This window comes from Neisseria yangbaofengii, assembly GCF_014898075.1.
Taxonomy (GTDB): Bacteria; Pseudomonadota; Gammaproteobacteria; order Burkholderiales; family Neisseriaceae; genus Neisseria; species Neisseria yangbaofengii.
Genome location: NZ_CP062976.1, coordinates 384,963 through 401,064 on the forward strand (window position 1 = coordinate 384,963; position 16,102 = coordinate 401,064).

15 protein-coding genes are annotated in these 16,102 nt (G+C 49.6%); 7 read left to right on the forward strand and 8 right to left on the reverse strand.

All coding sequences use genetic code 11. The annotated features are described in order from the left end of the window. Positions 1 to 10: 10 nt before the first annotated feature. Positions 11 to 538, forward strand: coding sequence for a gluconokinase, GntK/IdnK-type (locus H4O27_RS02070; protein WP_165006692.1), 528 nt, complete (start codon positions 11 to 13; stop codon positions 536 to 538). A 248-nt stretch (positions 539 to 786) separates the two neighbouring features. Here the strand turns inward: H4O27_RS02070 and dtd are convergent, their stop codons facing one another. The 5 genes from dtd to H4O27_RS02095 form a co-directional block, all read right to left on the reverse strand. Beyond that, complete coding sequence (gene dtd, locus H4O27_RS02075) at positions 787 to 1,248, reverse strand: D-aminoacyl-tRNA deacylase (RefSeq protein ID WP_165006689.1); 462 nt, start codon at positions 1,246 to 1,248, stop codon at positions 787 to 789. Between the two features lie 165 nt (positions 1,249 to 1,413). After that, positions 1,414 to 2,172, reverse strand: coding sequence for a peptidylprolyl isomerase (locus H4O27_RS02080; protein ID WP_193004379.1), 759 nt, complete (start codon positions 2,170 to 2,172; stop codon positions 1,414 to 1,416). Positions 2,173 to 2,191: 19 nt separating this feature from the next. After that, positions 2,192 to 3,064, reverse strand: a complete 873-nt coding sequence (locus H4O27_RS02085) for a peptidylprolyl isomerase (RefSeq protein WP_165006683.1) — start codon at positions 3,062 to 3,064, stop codon at positions 2,192 to 2,194. Positions 3,065 to 3,087: 23 nt separating this feature from the next. Next, positions 3,088 to 3,357: a BolA family protein gene (locus H4O27_RS02090; RefSeq protein ID WP_165006680.1), complete on the reverse strand. Its 270-nt coding sequence runs from the start codon at positions 3,355 to 3,357 to the stop codon at positions 3,088 to 3,090. A gap of 3 nt (positions 3,358 to 3,360) precedes the next feature. After that, on the reverse strand, positions 3,361 to 3,654 hold the full coding sequence (locus tag H4O27_RS02095; protein ID WP_165006677.1) for a YciI family protein: 294 nt from the start codon (positions 3,652 to 3,654) through the stop codon (positions 3,361 to 3,363). A 615-nt stretch (positions 3,655 to 4,269) separates the two neighbouring features. On the opposite strand from H4O27_RS02095, the gene H4O27_RS02100 reads away from it, so the two are divergent. The 3 genes from H4O27_RS02100 (at position 4,270) to porB (ending at position 9,082) form a co-directional block, all read left to right on the forward strand. After that, positions 4,270 to 6,597, forward strand: coding sequence for a motility hub landmark protein FimV (locus tag H4O27_RS02100; RefSeq protein WP_165006674.1), 2,328 nt, complete (start codon positions 4,270 to 4,272; stop codon positions 6,595 to 6,597). Between the two features lie 219 nt (positions 6,598 to 6,816). After that, positions 6,817 to 7,617: a tRNA pseudouridine(38-40) synthase TruA gene (truA, locus tag H4O27_RS02105; protein WP_165006671.1), complete on the forward strand. Its 801-nt coding sequence runs from the start codon at positions 6,817 to 6,819 to the stop codon at positions 7,615 to 7,617. Between the two features lie 358 nt (positions 7,618 to 7,975). Next, positions 7,976 to 9,082, forward strand: coding sequence for a trimeric porin PorB (porB, locus tag H4O27_RS02110; RefSeq protein ID WP_165006668.1), 1,107 nt, complete (start codon positions 7,976 to 7,978; stop codon positions 9,080 to 9,082). A gap of 869 nt (positions 9,083 to 9,951) precedes the next feature. On the opposite strand, the gene fba is transcribed toward porB, so the two are convergent. Next, entirely contained in the window at positions 9,952 to 11,016 is a 1,065-nt protein-coding gene (fba, locus tag H4O27_RS02115; RefSeq protein WP_165006665.1) for a class II fructose-bisphosphate aldolase, read from the reverse strand. A 218-nt stretch (positions 11,017 to 11,234) separates the two neighbouring features. On the opposite strand from fba, the gene H4O27_RS02120 reads away from it, so the two are divergent. Both H4O27_RS02120 and xerC read left to right on the forward strand, forming a co-directional pair. Continuing rightward, the gene (locus tag H4O27_RS02120) at positions 11,235 to 11,669 is read left to right on the forward strand and encodes an acyl-CoA thioesterase (protein WP_165006662.1); all 435 of its coding nucleotides are present in this window, start codon (positions 11,235 to 11,237) and stop codon (positions 11,667 to 11,669) included. Next, the gene (xerC, locus tag H4O27_RS02125) at positions 11,666 to 12,568 is read left to right on the forward strand and encodes a tyrosine recombinase XerC (protein ID WP_165006658.1); all 903 of its coding nucleotides are present in this window, start codon (positions 11,666 to 11,668) and stop codon (positions 12,566 to 12,568) included. Before H4O27_RS02120 ends, xerC begins: the two co-directional genes overlap by 4 nt. Positions 12,569 to 12,618: 50 nt before the next feature. On the opposite strand, the gene H4O27_RS02130 is transcribed toward xerC, so the two are convergent. Further along, a complete protein-coding gene (locus tag H4O27_RS02130) occupies positions 12,619 to 13,179 on the reverse strand; it encodes an ACP-like domain-containing protein (protein ID WP_165006655.1) in 561 nt (186 codons plus the stop codon). 182 nt (positions 13,180 to 13,361) lie between these two features. Between H4O27_RS02130 and dxs the strand changes: the two genes are divergently transcribed. After that, positions 13,362 to 15,251: a 1-deoxy-D-xylulose-5-phosphate synthase gene (gene dxs / locus H4O27_RS02135; RefSeq protein WP_165006652.1), complete on the forward strand. Its 1,890-nt coding sequence runs from the start codon at positions 13,362 to 13,364 to the stop codon at positions 15,249 to 15,251. Positions 15,252 to 15,314: 63 nt separating this feature from the next. On the opposite strand, the gene H4O27_RS02140 is transcribed toward dxs, so the two are convergent. Beyond that, a complete protein-coding gene (locus H4O27_RS02140) occupies positions 15,315 to 16,091 on the reverse strand; it encodes an MOSC domain-containing protein (RefSeq protein WP_165006649.1) in 777 nt (258 codons plus the stop codon). Positions 16,092 to 16,102 lie beyond the last annotated feature (11 nt).

Here is a 16,102-nt window from a genome sequence, read left to right on the forward strand (position 1 = left end):
GGAGAACGATATGACCGTACATTTTGTAATGATGGGCGTATGCGGCTGCGGTAAAACCACGGCAGCCTTGTCGCTGCAAAAGCATTTGGGCGGATGTGCGTATGCCGAAGGCGATGAATTTCACACCCAAGCCAACCGCGATAAAATGGGTGCGGGCATTCCGCTGACCGATGAAGACCGCTATCCTTGGCTGGGCAATCTGCGTGACTGGATGACGACGCAGGCGCAAGCAGACGCGGCGTATTCGATTGTGACGTGTTCTGCATTGAAAAAACAATACCGCGATATTTTGCGCGGTGCAGAAGGTAAAGTGGCGTTTATCCACCTGACTCCGCCGCAAGAAATAAACCTTGAACGCATGATGTCGCGCAAAGGCCATTACATGAAGGCCGATATGCTGGATTCGCAATTGGAAATTCTGGAAGAGCTCGAAGCCGATGAATACGGTGTGAAAATCGATAATCCGGGTTCCCCGGAGGCTGTAGAAGCCGATATCGTCGCTTGGGTGAAGGCGGAAGGCTTGTTGCCGAATGATTAAGCTGTATCAGGTATAAAGTTTAGGCCGTCTGAAAGTTAAATTTCAGACGGCCTTTTTCATGATAATTTTGAAAAGTATTCCTATTTTATATTAATAATGGTAAAATCTGCCTTACATTTTCAGCGTGGTGTAATTGTTGGTACATCATGTCAGTTTGTATTCCCTTGTTCTACATTGCTGTATGTACAACATTAGGCCGTCTGAACGTTTCGGACGGCCTCTTTTTTATCGGTTAATCGGTAAATGGGCTAAAACAGTTTTTGTGAATCCAGCAGCAGCGTCACCGGCCCGTCATTGCAGAGCGTCACCTGCATATGTGTTTGGAAACGGCCGGTTTCCACCGTTAAGCCATACTCGCGCAGATAATCGGCCGTGAGCTGATACAAGGCTTTGGCTTGGGCAGCAGGGGCTGCATGCGAGAAAGAAGGGCGGCGACCGCTGCGGGCATCGGCATATAGAGTGAATTGTGAGACCAACAATATCGATCCGCCGATATCTTTGAGCGACAAATTCAGCTTGCCGTTTTCATCTTCAAAAATACGCAGATTGACAACTTTATCGGCAATATAGCGGGCATCGGCTTCAGTGTCGTCATGGGTTACGCCCAGTAAAATCATGAAGCCGTTGCCAATTTTACCGCTGGTGTCGCGGCTATTATTTTCAATAATATCGACTTGGGCGCGGGTTACTTTTTGAATCACTGCGCGCATGATGTTCCTTTGAATAGGCCGTCTGAAAGCTGGTATTATGGGATAATCTGTTGATGAATGCAAAAGCCGTTCATTGTAAAAAAAATCAAGAACAGGATTCTTCAATAGAGAAAAGCCGTCTGAAAACTGAGTTTCAGACGGTCTTTTCAATGACTTAATGCATCATCAGCGGCTGATACCGTTGGTTTTCAGCAAGTCATCAATCCGACGGCGCACTTTCTGCTGCTTGGCCTGCTGCGCCAGTTGGTTACGTATCAGTTCAAACGGTTGCGCTTCAGGATTGCGCTCGACTGCGCTGAGTTTAAAGAGATAAAACTTATCCTGCAGTTTCACCGGATGGTGCGTTACATCGCCACGGCTCATCGGCTCGACAATTTCAGCCATTTCCGGCGGCAATTGCTGCGGCATGATGAATTCGTTGAACGCTTGTTCCGGATTCGGATAACGCTTCATCAAATCGTCAAACGACAAACCTTTGCGCAGCAATTCCAGCGCAGCGCGGGCTTCCGGATCGCTGCCGAAGCTCACTTGCTGCAGCTTGATCATTCGCGTTTGCTGCTCGTAGATTTTGTGCAAATCGTTGTCGTCGACGGTGGTGTTGCGCTCCAGATATTGCGCGTATTGTGTGGCGTAAAACCGGGCTTCCATGGTTTGGAATTGGTTTTGCACTTCAGGGTCTTTATCCAATCCCGCCTTCAGGGCTTCGTTTTTCAATACTTCAAACGTCTGCAACTGATACACCACATCCTTGCGGATGGCGGCGCCATCCGGCTTGGACGTTTGGTTCGGGTTCTGGTCGGCTTGACGCAACACTTCTTTCACCATGCTGTCGATGCGTGCGGCAGGTATTTCCGGTGCTTTGGCAATCGCAAATCCGGCCACCGCTGCGGCAATAACGCCGGTAACCGCCGTTTGATACTTCATCATTTACTCCGTCGCTGAATTATTTGGCCGGTTTGATGTCGGCTTTTTGCAGCAGCGATTGCACTGAGGCATCAATGCGGGCAGCTTGCAAATCTTGGCCGATATCGTTTTTCGCCTGATCGTAAGTCGGCAGGGTGATGTCTCGGCGGTCATTTACATAGAATACGCCGTAAACATTGCCGTTTTGCAGCGGTTTAGCGGTCACGCCGCCTTTTTTCAGGCCTTTCACTGCGTCATACAAAGGCGGTGCAGATTGTTGTAGGTCTTTCAGCGGCACATAAGCATTCGGAATACCGCCGCTTTGTTTGGCTTGCGGGTCAATCGAGTATTGTTTCACCACGCTGCCGAAGCTTTTCTTGGCTTTCAAATCGGCAATGGCTTTTTCGGCATCGGCGCTGTTGTTGGTTACGATTTCGCCCAATTGCACTTCTTGTGTGCCTTTATAGAATTTGCTGAAATCGTCATAAGCGGCTTTAACGTCTTTTTCCTGTACCGGATTTTGTTTGGCTACGTGAGCGGCATAGGCTTGGCCTAACAAGTCACCTTCAAATACCGCCCATTCGGTTTTGAAGTTGGCTTTTTTGGCGGCACCGCTTTTATCGGCTGTTGCGCGTGCTTGTTGCAAGGCTTGTTTGTATTCCGCGCTTTGGTCTAATTTCAAGCGTTTGGCTTCTTGGCTGACCACGGTGGAAACCACTTGGCGTTCGGTCAGGGTGCGGCGCAGGGCAGGGGTGTCTTGGATTTGTTTGTTTTCAGCGCGAATGGCTTTAACTTGCGCGTCAATCACGCTGCTGTCGATGGCTTGACCGTTGACGGTAACTAAGGTTTGCGCCAACAGGCTGCCTGAGGCAAGGGCGAACAATACAGCAGAAGCAAAATAGGTTTTTTTCATAAGTTTCTCAATTGGTTGTTTAATCAGTTGGAATATTCATCAGGTGTGACCGCTTTGATGCTCAAGGCATGAATCAGACCGTCTGAAAATAAATCGTTTAATAAAGTTTTGACCATACGCTGGCGGTTGAGACGGCTGATGTCGCGAAAGGCTTCGCTCACAATCAAAACAGCATAATGCCCGCCGCCTTTGTTGCCCGCATGGCCGATGTGGAGATGGCTTTCGTCTGTAAATTCAAAAAACTGATAATCCAAATTTTTCAGACGGCCTTCGATTTCTGCCTGCATATCCATGGTTTACAGACCGAACACCGGTTTAAACGGCTTGATTAAAATTTCTTCATATACGCCGGCATCGACATAAGGATCTTTTTCTGCCCATTCCTGCGCCGCATCCAGCGATTCGAATTGCGCGATAATCAGGCTGCCGGAAACGCGTTCCGGATTGTCCGGCAAAGGATTCGGACCGGCGGCCAGTAGGTGGCCTTCGGCTTTTAAGGCCTCCAAGCGTTGCAAATGGGCAGGGCGCGCCGCCACGCGGGCTTCGTGTACGTCGTCGCCATCGGTGGCCAATAACATGAAGTATTGCATAAATGTATCCTTTTGATGAATCGGTGTCGGCAAAATCCGATACCGCATACTGGGTTTCAGACGGCATGTGGAGAAAAGGCCGTCTGAAAGTACTTATCTTATCACAGCTCAAGCGGTTGTATTGTGGATTCTCTTTTATGATTCTTAAAGGTATAGTGGATTCACTTTAAAAAAATAGGACAAGGCGGTGAGCCGAAAACAGTATAGATAATACGGCCAGGCGAACCAACGCCGTACTATTTTAAAGTGGATTCACTGTAACAATCAATTTTGACGAAAAATCATAGCCCATCATACAGACCTGCCCGGGCTTTTGCATCTTTCGATTCACCATAACGGTCGCACAGCTTTGCATTCCGTTACGGTATTGATGCATTTTAAATTAAAGACCCAAGCATTTCAGACGGCCTGCCGCCTAGTGAAGCAAGTGATTATTCCAATTTAATTGAAAAAAAGAAACGATAGTCGCTATAAAGTTGCAACTTTCCTGTTAATTTTTAACTTAATTTATCAGATGACTTGGCAGACAGGTGCTTTAGAATATATCATCACAAGATACACAGTTTAAGTACGGATTATGCAGCCGCGCTGCCATTTCAAACAGGGGATTAAGTTTTGAAAAACCACCATAAAATTAAATTAATCGCCGCTTCTGTGGCATTGATGACGTCATTTAGTGCCATGGCCGGATTGGGAGGGTTGAACGTCCATTCACATTTGGGCGAACCTTTCTCAGGAACCATCACCGTAACCGGCGACGAGGCCAAAGCCTTGCTCGACGGCGGTAAAGCTTCGATTTCCAACGGCAATCTGCGCGCCAGCATCCACAAAAGCGGCAGCAACAAAGCCGTGGTCAATATCCGTTCGTCTAAGCCGATTCAAGATCCCGTCTTGATTTTCCAAGTCGGCGTCGGCTCGCAATTGCGCGAATACACCGCCATCATCGATCCGGCAGGCTACAATTCCCAAACCGACAGCGCCGCCGCCCGTGTACAAAAAAATAATCAGCCTACCCGAGTAGAAGCTGCCCCGGCTGCTACTTCGATTGACCGTCAAGCGGCCCGCGAACGGATTAATCGTGCCATCGGCGGCAACAATACACCGGCTGCCCGCAACGATAAACCGGTGCGCCGCGCCGACAATGATACCAAAGCCGCCAAACCGAAACCACAACAATACAGCGGTATCGTTTACGGCAAACGCCACTTGGTGCGCCAAGGCGAAACCCTGAACGGTATCGCCAGCCGCGTTCGCCCGCAAGACATGACCTTGGCGCAAACCGTACAAGCTTTGGTAAACGCCAACCCGGATGTATTCATCAATAATGATGCCGACCGCATGTTGGCCGGTAAAGTATTGAGCATTCCGAATCGCGATGAATTCCAAACCTATGCCAACCAAGCTGCCCCGTCGGCCCAACCGGTAGAAACCCAACCGGCAGCAATGGCACCGACAGAAGCGCCGGCAGAAACACCTGCTGTAACCGAAACTACCCCGGCCGCTACGGAGCCGGCTGTTGAGCACACTGCTTCTCAAGCGCAACCTGCCGTAGCTGCTGAAGCGGTTGACAATACAGCGACCATCGCTTCATCAGAACCGGCTGTTGCTGAAGAAGCCAGCGCGGTAGAGCCTGTTGCTCCGGCGGTAACCGAACCGGCAGCGCTACAAGAAGAAGTCGCAGATTCAAGCGATAACGGCTTATGGCGTTGGTTGCTGTTGGGCGGTGCGGCATTAATCGCCTTGTTCTTCTTGTCTAAATTATTAGGCAAACGCAAAGCCGGGTCTGCAGCAGAAGTTGTGCAGCCTTTAGCTAAAGAAGAAACATTTACCTCTGAAGCTGGGGCTACTGCATACAAACCATTGCCTGAATCAGAGCAGCCTGTTTCCAATACAGTCAAAACTGCAGCGACAGTGGCCGATGTAGGCGCAGCAGCCACTGCTGCGGCTGCCTATGTGGCCAAGAAGCCGGATGACGAATTGGAAGTGGAAGACGATTTCGGCGACGACATCTTCTTTACTGAAGTACAGGAAACCCCGGCCGCCAAACAGGGCGATGTCGATGTGGACTTGAATGCCATCGATAATGCTCAAGCTGCGATTGTATCCGGCGCGGTAACGCTTGATGAGGAAACCGAAAAACGCCGTAATGCGGATTGGGACAGCATCGAATCCACCGAAAGCGTTTACGAGCCAGAGCCTGAAAATCCTTATGCTTCCGTTGGGACTGTTGCGATTGAAGAACCAGCCGCACCGGTTGCCGATGCCTTCGTAACCGAACAGTCGTCTGAACGCGAATCTTGGGACTTTGAAGTAGAAGAAACCAAGACTGAAGTCAAAGAAAAAGAATGGGATTTCTTTGCTGAAGATACTAAGGCCGAAACCGAATCGACCGACAGCAACTTGACTGCCGTAGGTTCCGCTGCCTTGGTTGCGGCAGGCGCAGCGGGCGCGAAAGCGCTGGCAACCGAAGCTGATAAAGCCGACGCTGAAGTACCGCTGGAATTCGTTCAGCCGGAAGCAGAGCCGGAGCCGGTAGTTGATGCTGCTTTCGAGCCAAGTCCTGAATTGAGTAATGAGGCAGTAGAAGCAGAAGCGGTTGCCGAGCCTGAATTATTCGACATTCAGCAAGCTGAAGCCTTGTCATTCCAAGATGCGGATGATTTCAACGCCGAATTGACGCAAGTGACTGATGCTGACGAAGCCATCGAATGGGATAGCATTGCTGTAGCCGATACGGCCGACAGCAGCCGTCGTGAATCGGGCTTTATTTCGGAATCCGTCGGTATGACCGCACCATTGGAGGCTAAGTATGAGTTGGCGAAAATGTATGTCGAAATCGGCGACCCTGAAGCTGCTCGCGAAACTTTGCAAGAATTGCTGGAAGAATCGGACGGTGCTATTTTGGCCAAAGCCAAAACCATGCTGGAAGAATTAAACGCTTAAACGCTCATCATGGCTCCAAGCGCAAAAAAGATGCTGTTTTCAGACGGCATCTTTTTTCTTTATATAGAATGAGAACTTTGTAAAGCCGTAATTATCAGAACTCTATAATCCGTCATTTTCGCTCAGGCAGGAATGACGGGCATGGCTTACTTGGTTTAACTTGAATTTTACCAAAGTATCAGAATATCCGAACCCACCAATCCAATCATCACATTTACTATGTTAGAAAATCCCAATAAGCAGCGATGGGCATTAACCTTATCTTATGATGGCAGTCGCTTTTATGGCTGGCAAAAGCAGTCAGGTAAAGTGCCGACGGTTCAGACGGCCTTAGAACAAGCCGTCAGTCTCATTGCCGGAGAACCTATTACCGTGATTGTTGCCGGGCGCACTGATACAGGTGTGCACGCTACCGCGCAAGTTGTGCATTTTGATACCGGTGCTCATCGAACGCCGCAAGCATGGATAAGGGGCGTAAACGCTCATTTGCCGCAGGGCATTGCCGTATGGCACGCGCAGCCCGTCGCTGCGCATTTTCATGCCCGTTTTGATGCTTATGGCCGACATTACCGCTACCTGCTGCAATCTGCCCCCGTACGCTCCCCATTGCTGGTCGGTAAAGTAGGGTGGACGCATTTGGATTTGGATATTGAATTAATGCAGCATGCGGCTAAATTGTTGGAAGGTGAAAAAGATTTTTCCAGCTTTCGCGCTTCCATGTGTCAGGCAAAATCCCCCATTAAAACGCTGTATAGTGCAAATATCAGCGGCACGCCCGAATTGCTCAAGCTGGATTTACACGGTAATGCTTTTTTACACCATATGGTGCGCAATATCATGGGGGCATTGGTCTATGTCGGTAATAAGAAGCTCAGCGTTGAAGATTTTGCCCGCTTAATAGAAGAGAAAAGCCGTCTGAAAGCCCCGCCTACCTTTATGCCTGACGGCCTGTATTTGACCGGGGTCGATTATCCGGATGAGTTTAATATCATCAAAGCAGATATACCGGTTTGGTTGTAATCACATCAAGTTGGTTATGCAAATATCATTTTAGTTCGAAAATAGGCCATAAAATAAGGGTGGCTATGGTTTTGCGTCAACCTGCGATAAAGAAATCAAAGAATCTGTGTTGTAAAAATGCACAACAACTTCTATATGAATTAATAATTGATTTATAAGAAAATTTTCTTGATTCTTGAAGGAAGGGTTCAGTTTTTTTAGGCGGGGATAAGCCAATTGATGTTTATAAAGTTTGTTTTTTTAGAAGGGAACAATTATAGTGACACTCATGGAATCGCTGATTCCAGCGATAATGTAAGGCCTAAGTAGATATTCAGTCTGCTTAAGTTAATTTTCATGATAGAAAAGGAATACAGCAATGAAAAAATCTCTGATTGCTCTGACTTTGGCAGCTTTGCCTGTTGCAGCTATGGCTGATGTGACTTTGTACGGTCAAATCAAAGCAGGTGTTGAAGTTGGCAAAACCAAAGTAAAACGCACCGACACTGCTGGTAACGTAACTCGTGACGAAAGCCATACAGAAACTCAAATCGCTGACTTCGGTTCACGTATCGGTTTCAAAGGCCACGAGCACTTGGCTGACAACCTGAATGCAATCTGGCAGTTGGAGCAAAGCGCTTCTGTAGCCGGTACTGATTCAGGCTGGGGTACTCGCGAATCGTTCATCGGTTTGGAAGGTGGCTTCGGTAAAATCCGCGCCGGTAAATTGGATTCTTCTGTGAAAAACACCAGCGATGCATTGGATCCTTGGGAATACAGCAACCCGGCTTTGGGCTTAGGCATGTTTACCCGTGTTGAAGAGCGTGCTGTATCTGTACGTTACGACACTCCGGTATTCGGCGGTGTAAGCGCTAACGTTCAATACACTCCACGTGACAACGGTTCAGAAGTTCGTGGCGTTGGTTTGACTAATGGTCGTAATGATAATGCTGGTGATACTTCTACCTACTACGCTGGTTTGAACTATGAAAACGCCGGTTTCTTCGGTCAATATGCTTACGGTTTGAAAAAATCTGCTTACGTTGCTAATGGCGAAAGCAAATCTGGCCAAGTACACCGTGGTGTAGTAGGTTATGATGCCAACAACCTGATCGCTGCTTTGGGTTACCAATACACTAATGGTTGGGATAGTGAGCAAAGCTACTTGGCTAAATTGGCAAATGATGATAGCTACGATGCTGCTACTGATACTTCTGCCGGCTTGAAACAACACGAAGCTGCTGCTACTGTTGGCTACCGTTTCGGTAACGTAACTCCGCGCGTTTCTTACGCTCACGGTTTCAAAGCTAAAGCTGGTGACGAGAAATTGAGCAACACTCAATACAACCAAGTAATCGTTGGTGCTGACTACGACTTCTCTAAACGTACTAGTGCTTTGGTATCTGCCGGTTGGTTGCGTGCTGGTAAGAGCGACAACAAAACCGAAACTACTGCCGGTATGGTTGGTCTGCGTCACAAATTCTAATCTAAATCGATTAGTTTAAAAGAAAAGAGCCTGCTTTTGCAGGCTCTTTTTATTGCGCGTACAGAATGAAATCACACACTTTTGTCAAGTGTAATGGGAAAGGAAATTAAGGGTTAGAATTTGCCAAACTCCTTCAAAAGACAGTGCATACAGAATAGCTGTCATTCCCGCATGGGCGGGAATCTATTTGTGAGCATAACAACCTGTTGAATAAAATAGGTTTCTTGAATGCTAAGATAGATTTCCGTCTGCGCGGGAATAGATGGTTGTTTTGGCTTTTATTGGTGGCTTATGAGATTTTGCAAAACTCTTAGGCGGTCATTATCGGACTTGGTCCGATAATTCAGCCTTTGAGATTCAGAATCTTTTACCGAATAACAAGAAACTTTCCGATTACTATCTGAAAAATTAAGCGTATTCTATGGAAAAATTGCGCCATCCGAACAGAACCGGATTATCGGGTCAAGCCCGATAATGACGGATATAGGTTGCTTTAGAGGTTTTGAGCTTTCCAAAGTTGAAATCCGTGCAAAACCTTGTTGTTAAAGAGCCGGTAAATACGGTAAGGAATTTATTTCGAATAACAATATACTCACAGAGTTATTGGGGCATGATATTTTGAAAAATATTAGGCCGAGATATTTGCAAAATGCCAACAAACATAAAACCGACGTCATTTCCGCTAAGGTAGGAATCTATTTTTAACTGTAATATACTTTTGAATAAATGGGTTTCTGAAATTTTATGATGGGTTCCCCTCTTCGCGGGAATGATGGCTGCTGTGCCGGTTATTGGCTGTTATAGTGGTTCTGTAAGGCCGATAGGCCGTCTGAAAATATTTTCAGACGGCCTATCAGCTTATTAACGCATTATTTAATGATTTGGTTCAATTCGCCTTTGGCGTATTTTTCCGCCATTTTTTCCAAAGAAATCGGCTTGATTTTATCGGCTTGACCTTCGCAGCCGAATGCCAGGTAGCGGTCAATGCAGACTTGTTTCATGGCTTCGACGGTTTTGGCCAAGTATTTTCGCGGGTCGAATTCGGCCGGATTTTCGGTCATAAAGCGACGGATGGCGCCGGTTGAGGCCAAGCGCAGGTCGGTGTCGATGTTGACTTTGCGTACGCCGTATTTGATGCCTTGTACGATTTCTTCTACCGGTACGCCGTAGGTTTCGCCGATGTTGCCACCGTGTTCATTAATGACTTTCAGCCATTCTTGCGGCACTGAGCTTGAACCGTGCATCACAATATGGGTGTTCGGCAGGGCTTCGTGGATCTCTTTGATGCGGTCGATGCGTAATACGTCGCCGGTTGGCGGACGGGTAAATTTGTATGCGCCATGACTGGTGCCGACGGCAATCGCCAATGCATCCACACCGGTGTCGCGCACGAAGTTAACCGCGTCTTCCACGCCGGTGAGCATTTGGTCGTGGGTCAGCTTGCCGACCGCACCGACACCGTCTTCTTCGCCGGCTTCACCGGTTTCCAAGTTGCCCAAGACGCCGATTTCGCCTTCAACCGATACACCGCAAGCGTGGGCGAAGTTGACAACAGTGCGGGTTACGCCAACGTTGTATTCGTAAGTAGATGGGGTTTTGCCATCTTCCATCAATGAGCCGTCCATCATTACTGACGAGAAGCCCAATTGAATCGAGCGTTGGCAAACATCGGGCGATGCGCCGTGGTCTTGGTGCATCACCACCGGAATATGCGGAAATTCTTCAACGGCGGCCAAAATCAAATGACGTAAAAAAGGTGCGCCGGCATATTTGCGCGCACCTGCGCTGGCTTGAACGATAACCGGTGAATTGACTTGGTCGGCGGCTTCCATAATGGCGCGCATTTGTTCGAGGTTATTGACGTTGAATGCAGGCAGGCCGTAGCTGTTTTCTGCTGCATGATCAAGCAATTGGCGCATGGATACAAGAGCCATAAGAATCTCCTAAAGGTAGTGTGGAAATAAACGATAGGCAAATTATAATCGCTTTTGCCTTAAAAGACTACATAAGGCTACATTGGTTTCATATGTTAATAATATTTGTTTGAGATGAATTCAGATTCGGATAAACCGTCGGTAAGTATTTGCGACTAACGTAAGATAGTAGATAATAATATTTCGATAAAGGCCGTCTGAAACCATAAAGGAACCCTATGCCGCGAATCATTGTAGCTGTACCGGATGATATTTTGTTTACCGCCCGGATGACCGTGCAAATCGGTGATATCAATTACGGCCGGCATTTGGCCAATGATGCCGTGCTTCGCCTTTGCCATGAAACGCGTATGCGCTGGCTGAAGCAGCAGGGCTGGAACGAATTGGATGCCGGCGGTGTCGGGTTGATTATGGCCGATGCAGTGGTGCAGTATTTGATGCAGGCTCATCATGGTGATGATTTGCGCATGGAAATGGGTGCGGCTGACGTGGGCAAAAGCGGCTTTGCGCTGCTTTATCATTTGATTCGCGTGCCGGACAAAAAATCGATTGCCCGCGTGCAAACGGGTATGGTGTGTTTCGATTATGCCGCACAACGCGTATGCCGTTTGCCCGAATCTTTAAAAGCGGCATTGGAGGCTGTCCGAACATGAAACAGGCGCAATTTTTTGCGCAGCAAGATGCGTATTTGGCTGATTTGCGGCAGCAAGGCAAATCAGCGCACACGCTTACCGCCTATCGGCGTGATTTGGCGCAATTGTATGATTTATTTTCTGCAAGGCCGTCTGAAAAAGAAGACATTGCCCGTGCAGACATGGTAGCGGCTTTGAAAAAGCTGTCGCAGCAAAATTTTGGGGAACGCAGCTTGGCGCGCAAATTATCGGTGTGGCGGCAATATTGTGCGTGGTTGATGAAACAAGGTTTGCTGAATAAAGATCCGACCCACAATCTGAAAGCGCCCAAGCCGCCGCAACGCCTGCCTAAAGCCTTGCAGCAGGAGCCGCTCAATCACTGGCTGGATAACGATGACGATGGTTCCGATTTGGCCGTACGTGATCATGCAGTGTTTGAATTGCTCTACGGCAGCGGCCTGCGGTTGAGCGAAGTGCATGATTTGAATCTGGATGATGTGTTGCTGGATGAGGGCTGGGTAAGTGTGACGGGTAAGGGCAACAAGCAGCGCCAAGTGCCATTGGTGCAGAAAAGCCGTGAAGCCATTGCCGCTTATCTGCCTGTACGGATTGCGGTTGCAGGCGAAACGGCTTTGTTTACCGGTAAAAACGGTAAGCGCTTGGGGCGGCGGCAGATTCAGAAGCGTTTGGCACAATGGGCAGCCAAGCAGGGCGGTGGGCAGCATTTGTCGCCGCACATGCTTCGCCACAGTTATGCCAGCCATTTATTGCAGGCCTCGCGCGACATTCGGGCGGTGCAGGAATTGTTGGGGCACAGCAATCTTTCCACCACGCAGATTTATACCAAGCTTGATTTCGACCATTTGGCGCAAGTGTATGATGAAGCGCATCCGCGTGCGAAACGGAAAACGGAAAAATAAAACCAAAGGCCGTCTGAAGCGCGTTCAGACGGCCTTTGAATGACGGATGATTATTTGGCAGGCATGCAACCCTGTACCAACAAATGATCGACAATACCTTCTTCACCGGCACCTTCAACCTTTTCATGGCGCACGAGAAAACCGTCGCTTTCCTGATAGAAATCGGTTTGCACGAAATTACCGATGGTCCAAGTCAATTCGCCGTTGCTGAATGCGCTCAAATCTTCGTCGCTCAATTCAGGGCTGTAGGGGGCGCTGATGTTTAAACCTTTGTGGCGGATTTGGGCGGTCGGCCCGGCATCGCTTTTGTAGTAGCGCACATCGATTTTTTGATTTTCTTCGCAAGTGTAATTCTGCCATTTGGCTTGGTTTTGCGCGCTTAATTCGCCGCCCAAATGTGGAATGGGTGCAGACGCAGTGATATCCGAAGCGGCCGCATCAGAAGCTGCGGCAGCAGAAGCCATTGAAGCGGCGGTAATTTCGGTATATTCCACCGTTGATGCGGCTTTGGGAGGGGAGGCAGCCGGCGGTGTGCCGGTCGGCTCGGAAGGCGAACAGGCTGCCAAAACCAGCAGCAGCGGCAGGGGAAACGAAAATTTCATTGCAGGCATATCAAACACTTATTCGGTGAATATTGCCGACAGTCTAGCATGAAGCGGCGAAACTTTCACAGTCTGAGGAAAAAGAGGCCGTTTTTCCCTTTTTCAGACGGCCTGTAAAATTAGGCTGATAAACCGGCTAAAGTCTTGCTATAATTCTTCATTACACCAAATAAGTTATCCCAAAACACACCATGAGCCATACCCCGTTATTAGACCTCATCGAACAGCCGCAACAATTGCGCGCGCTGGATAAAGACCAGTTGCCGCAAGTGGCCGACGAATTGCGTACTTTTTTGCTGGAATCGGTTGTCAGAACCGGCGGCCATTTCGCCAGCAATTTGGGGGCAGTCGAATTAACGGTTGCGCTGCATTATGTGTATCATACACCCGATGACAAGCTGGTTTGGGATGTCGGCCATCAAAGCTATCCGCACAAAATCCTCACCGGCCGCCGCAACCGCATGCACACCATCCGCCAATACGGCGGCTTGGCCGGTTTTCCCAAGCGCAGCGAATCCGAATACGATACCTTTGGCGTGGGACACTCATCGACCTCCATCGGTGCGGCACTGGGCATGGCGGTTGCAGACAAACTGCAAGGTTTGCCCAAGCGCAGCGTAGCGATTATCGGGGACGGCGCGATGACGGCAGGGCAGGCGTTTGAAGCCTTAAACTGCGCCGGCGATATGGATGTGGATTTGCTGGTGATTCTCAACGACAACGAAATGTCGATTTCGCCGAATGTCGGCGCGTTGCCTAAATATTTGGCCAGCAACGTGGTGCGCGATATGCACGGCTTGCTCTCGACCATCAAGGCGCAGTCGAGCAAGGTTTTGGACAAATTGCCCGGTGCGATGGAAATTGCGCAAAAAGTCGAGCACAAAATCAAAAGCATGGCCAGCGAAGCCGACCATGCGAAGCAGTCGCTTTCCTTATTTGAAAATTTCGGTTTCGAATATACCGGGCCGGTGGACGGTCACAATGTGGAAAAATTGGTGGACGTATTGCAGGATTTGCGCGGTAAAAAAGGCCCGCAATTGCTGCATGTAATTACCAAAAAAGGCAACGGCTACAAACTGGCGGAAAACGATCCGGTGAAATACCATGCCGTATCCGCCAAGCCGCAAACGCAAGCGGCAGAAGTAAAACCGGCTACCGCTGCCGCTAAGCCGACTTATACTGAAATTTTCGGTCAATGGATTTGCGACCAAGCGGCGGCCGATCAGCGCTTGGTGGCGATTACCCCCGCCATGCGCGAAGGCAGTGGCTTGGTGGAATTCGAGCAGGGTTTTGCCGAGCGTTATTTTGATGTCGGTATCGCCGAGCAACACGCCGTGACCTTTGCCGGCGGCTTGGCTTGCGAAGGCATGAAGCCGGTGGTGGCGATTTATTCTACCTTCCTGCAACGCGCTTACGACCAATTGGTGCACGATGTCGCCCTGCAAAATCTGCCGGTGATGTTTGCCATCGACCGCGCCGGAGTGGTGGGTGCCGATGGGCCGACCCATGCCGGTTTGTATGATTTGAGCTTTTTACGCTGCATTCCGAATATGGTGATTGCCGCGCCGAGCGACGAAAACGAATGCCGCCTGCTGCTCTCAACCTGTTATGCGCTGGACGCGCCGACGGCTGTGCGTTATCCGCGTGGCAGCGGTTGCGGTGCGGCTGTTTCAGACGGCCTCGAAACCGTACCGGTAGGTAAAGGTGTGTTGCGCCGTGAAGGCAGGCAAACCGCCATCATTGCCTTCGGCAGCATGGTGCATCCGGCCTTGCAAACCGCCGAAGTATTTGATGCGAGCGTGGCGGATATGCGCTTTGTGAAACCGATTGACGAAACCTTGATTCTTGAATTGGCGCAATCGCACGATTACCTAGTGACCGTAGAAGAAAACGCCGAGCAAGGCGGCGCGGGCAGCTTGGTGCTGGAAGTGTTGGCGAAGCACAAAATCTGCAAGCCTGTGCTGGTGTTGGGCGTGGCCGATATGGTGACCGAACATGGCGATCCGGCCAAACTGCTCGACGATTTGGGCTTGAGTGCCGCCGCGATGGAAAAACGTATAGGCGAATGGCTGGCAGAATAATCCGCCGATAATGGATAATGTATTAAAAGGCCGTCTGAAAGTGTTTCAGACGGCCTTGCCCACTTACAGCCACGATAACACTTCCACTTCATCATCAATATGCACACGTCCTTGGTTGAGTGCAACCAGATTGATGCCGAAAATCGCATTGCGGGCAACGGCAAGGGTGGAAAGCGGTTCTTGCTGCGGATGGCGGCTGCCTGAAACCAGATCTACCGTGGTCATTACGCAGCGGACGCAGGGTTTGAAATGCTCGAATTCGACTTCGCCGATGCGGATGCGTTGCCATTGTTCTTCTTCAAATGCCTTGCCGCTATCGATTGTGAAATTGGGGCGGAAACGCGCCATTTCCACCGGCTCGTCAAGATAAGTATTCAGTTCCGCCAGCGAAGCCGTATGAGTCAACAGATAAGGTGCGCCATCGGCAAAGGACAGCGGCGTTTGCGAATGTGCCAAGACGCGGCGGCTTTGTCCGCCTAACCAATGCAAACGCGCTTCGGTGCCGATTTGTTCGCTCAACCAAGCATTGACGGCGTGGTCGGTGGTGAATGCGGCAAAGCGGTCTTTCCATACCGTGACTTTGCTTTCCTGACCCATCTCCTGCACCGAAACTGTTCGGCGGCTGCCGTCAGGCGCGGTAAGCGTAAGGCCGTCTGAATCCGCTTCGGTTTGCCACAGCAGCATGGCCGGGTGTTTGCGTGCGGTCAGCATATTGCCGTCGGGGGCGGTGATGAGCCATTCGCGGTCAAACGGCAGACCTTGCGGCGTGATGTCGGATTCGGTCAGCGCATTGCCGCCCATGGATTTGACGGGATAGCGGTGGATTTCGGTTAAATGCATGATGGATGGCT

Excerpts from the sequence above, each read along its gene's own strand:
- H4O27_RS02070 (WP_165006692.1), top strand. The coding sequence starts at position 11 with ATGACCGTACATTTTGTAATGATGGGCGTATGCGGCTGCGGTAAAACC.
- dtd (WP_165006689.1), bottom strand. The coding sequence starts at position 1,248 with ATGCGCGCAGTGATTCAAAAAGTAACCCGCGCCCAAGTCGATATTATT.
- H4O27_RS02080 (WP_193004379.1), bottom strand. The coding sequence starts at position 2,172 with ATGAAGTATCAAACGGCGGTTACCGGCGTTATTGCCGCAGCGGTGGCC.
- H4O27_RS02085 (WP_165006683.1), bottom strand. The coding sequence starts at position 3,064 with ATGAAAAAAACCTATTTTGCTTCTGCTGTATTGTTCGCCCTTGCCTCA.
- H4O27_RS02090 (WP_165006680.1), bottom strand. The coding sequence starts at position 3,357 with ATGGATATGCAGGCAGAAATCGAAGGCCGTCTGAAAAATTTGGATTAT.
- H4O27_RS02095 (WP_165006677.1), bottom strand. The coding sequence starts at position 3,654 with ATGCAATACTTCATGTTATTGGCCACCGATGGCGACGACGTACACGAA.
- truA (WP_165006671.1), top strand. The coding sequence starts at position 6,817 with ATGTTAGAAAATCCCAATAAGCAGCGATGGGCATTAACCTTATCTTAT.
- porB (WP_165006668.1), top strand. The coding sequence starts at position 7,976 with ATGAAAAAATCTCTGATTGCTCTGACTTTGGCAGCTTTGCCTGTTGCA.
- fba (WP_165006665.1), bottom strand. The coding sequence starts at position 11,016 with ATGGCTCTTGTATCCATGCGCCAATTGCTTGATCATGCAGCAGAAAAC.
- H4O27_RS02120 (WP_165006662.1), top strand. The coding sequence starts at position 11,235 with ATGCCGCGAATCATTGTAGCTGTACCGGATGATATTTTGTTTACCGCC.
- xerC (WP_165006658.1), top strand. The coding sequence starts at position 11,666 with ATGAAACAGGCGCAATTTTTTGCGCAGCAAGATGCGTATTTGGCTGAT.
- H4O27_RS02130 (WP_165006655.1), bottom strand. The coding sequence starts at position 13,179 with ATGCCTGCAATGAAATTTTCGTTTCCCCTGCCGCTGCTGCTGGTTTTG.
- dxs (WP_165006652.1), top strand. The coding sequence starts at position 13,362 with ATGAGCCATACCCCGTTATTAGACCTCATCGAACAGCCGCAACAATTG.
- H4O27_RS02140 (WP_165006649.1), bottom strand. The coding sequence starts at position 16,091 with ATGCATTTAACCGAAATCCACCGCTATCCCGTCAAATCCATGGGCGGC.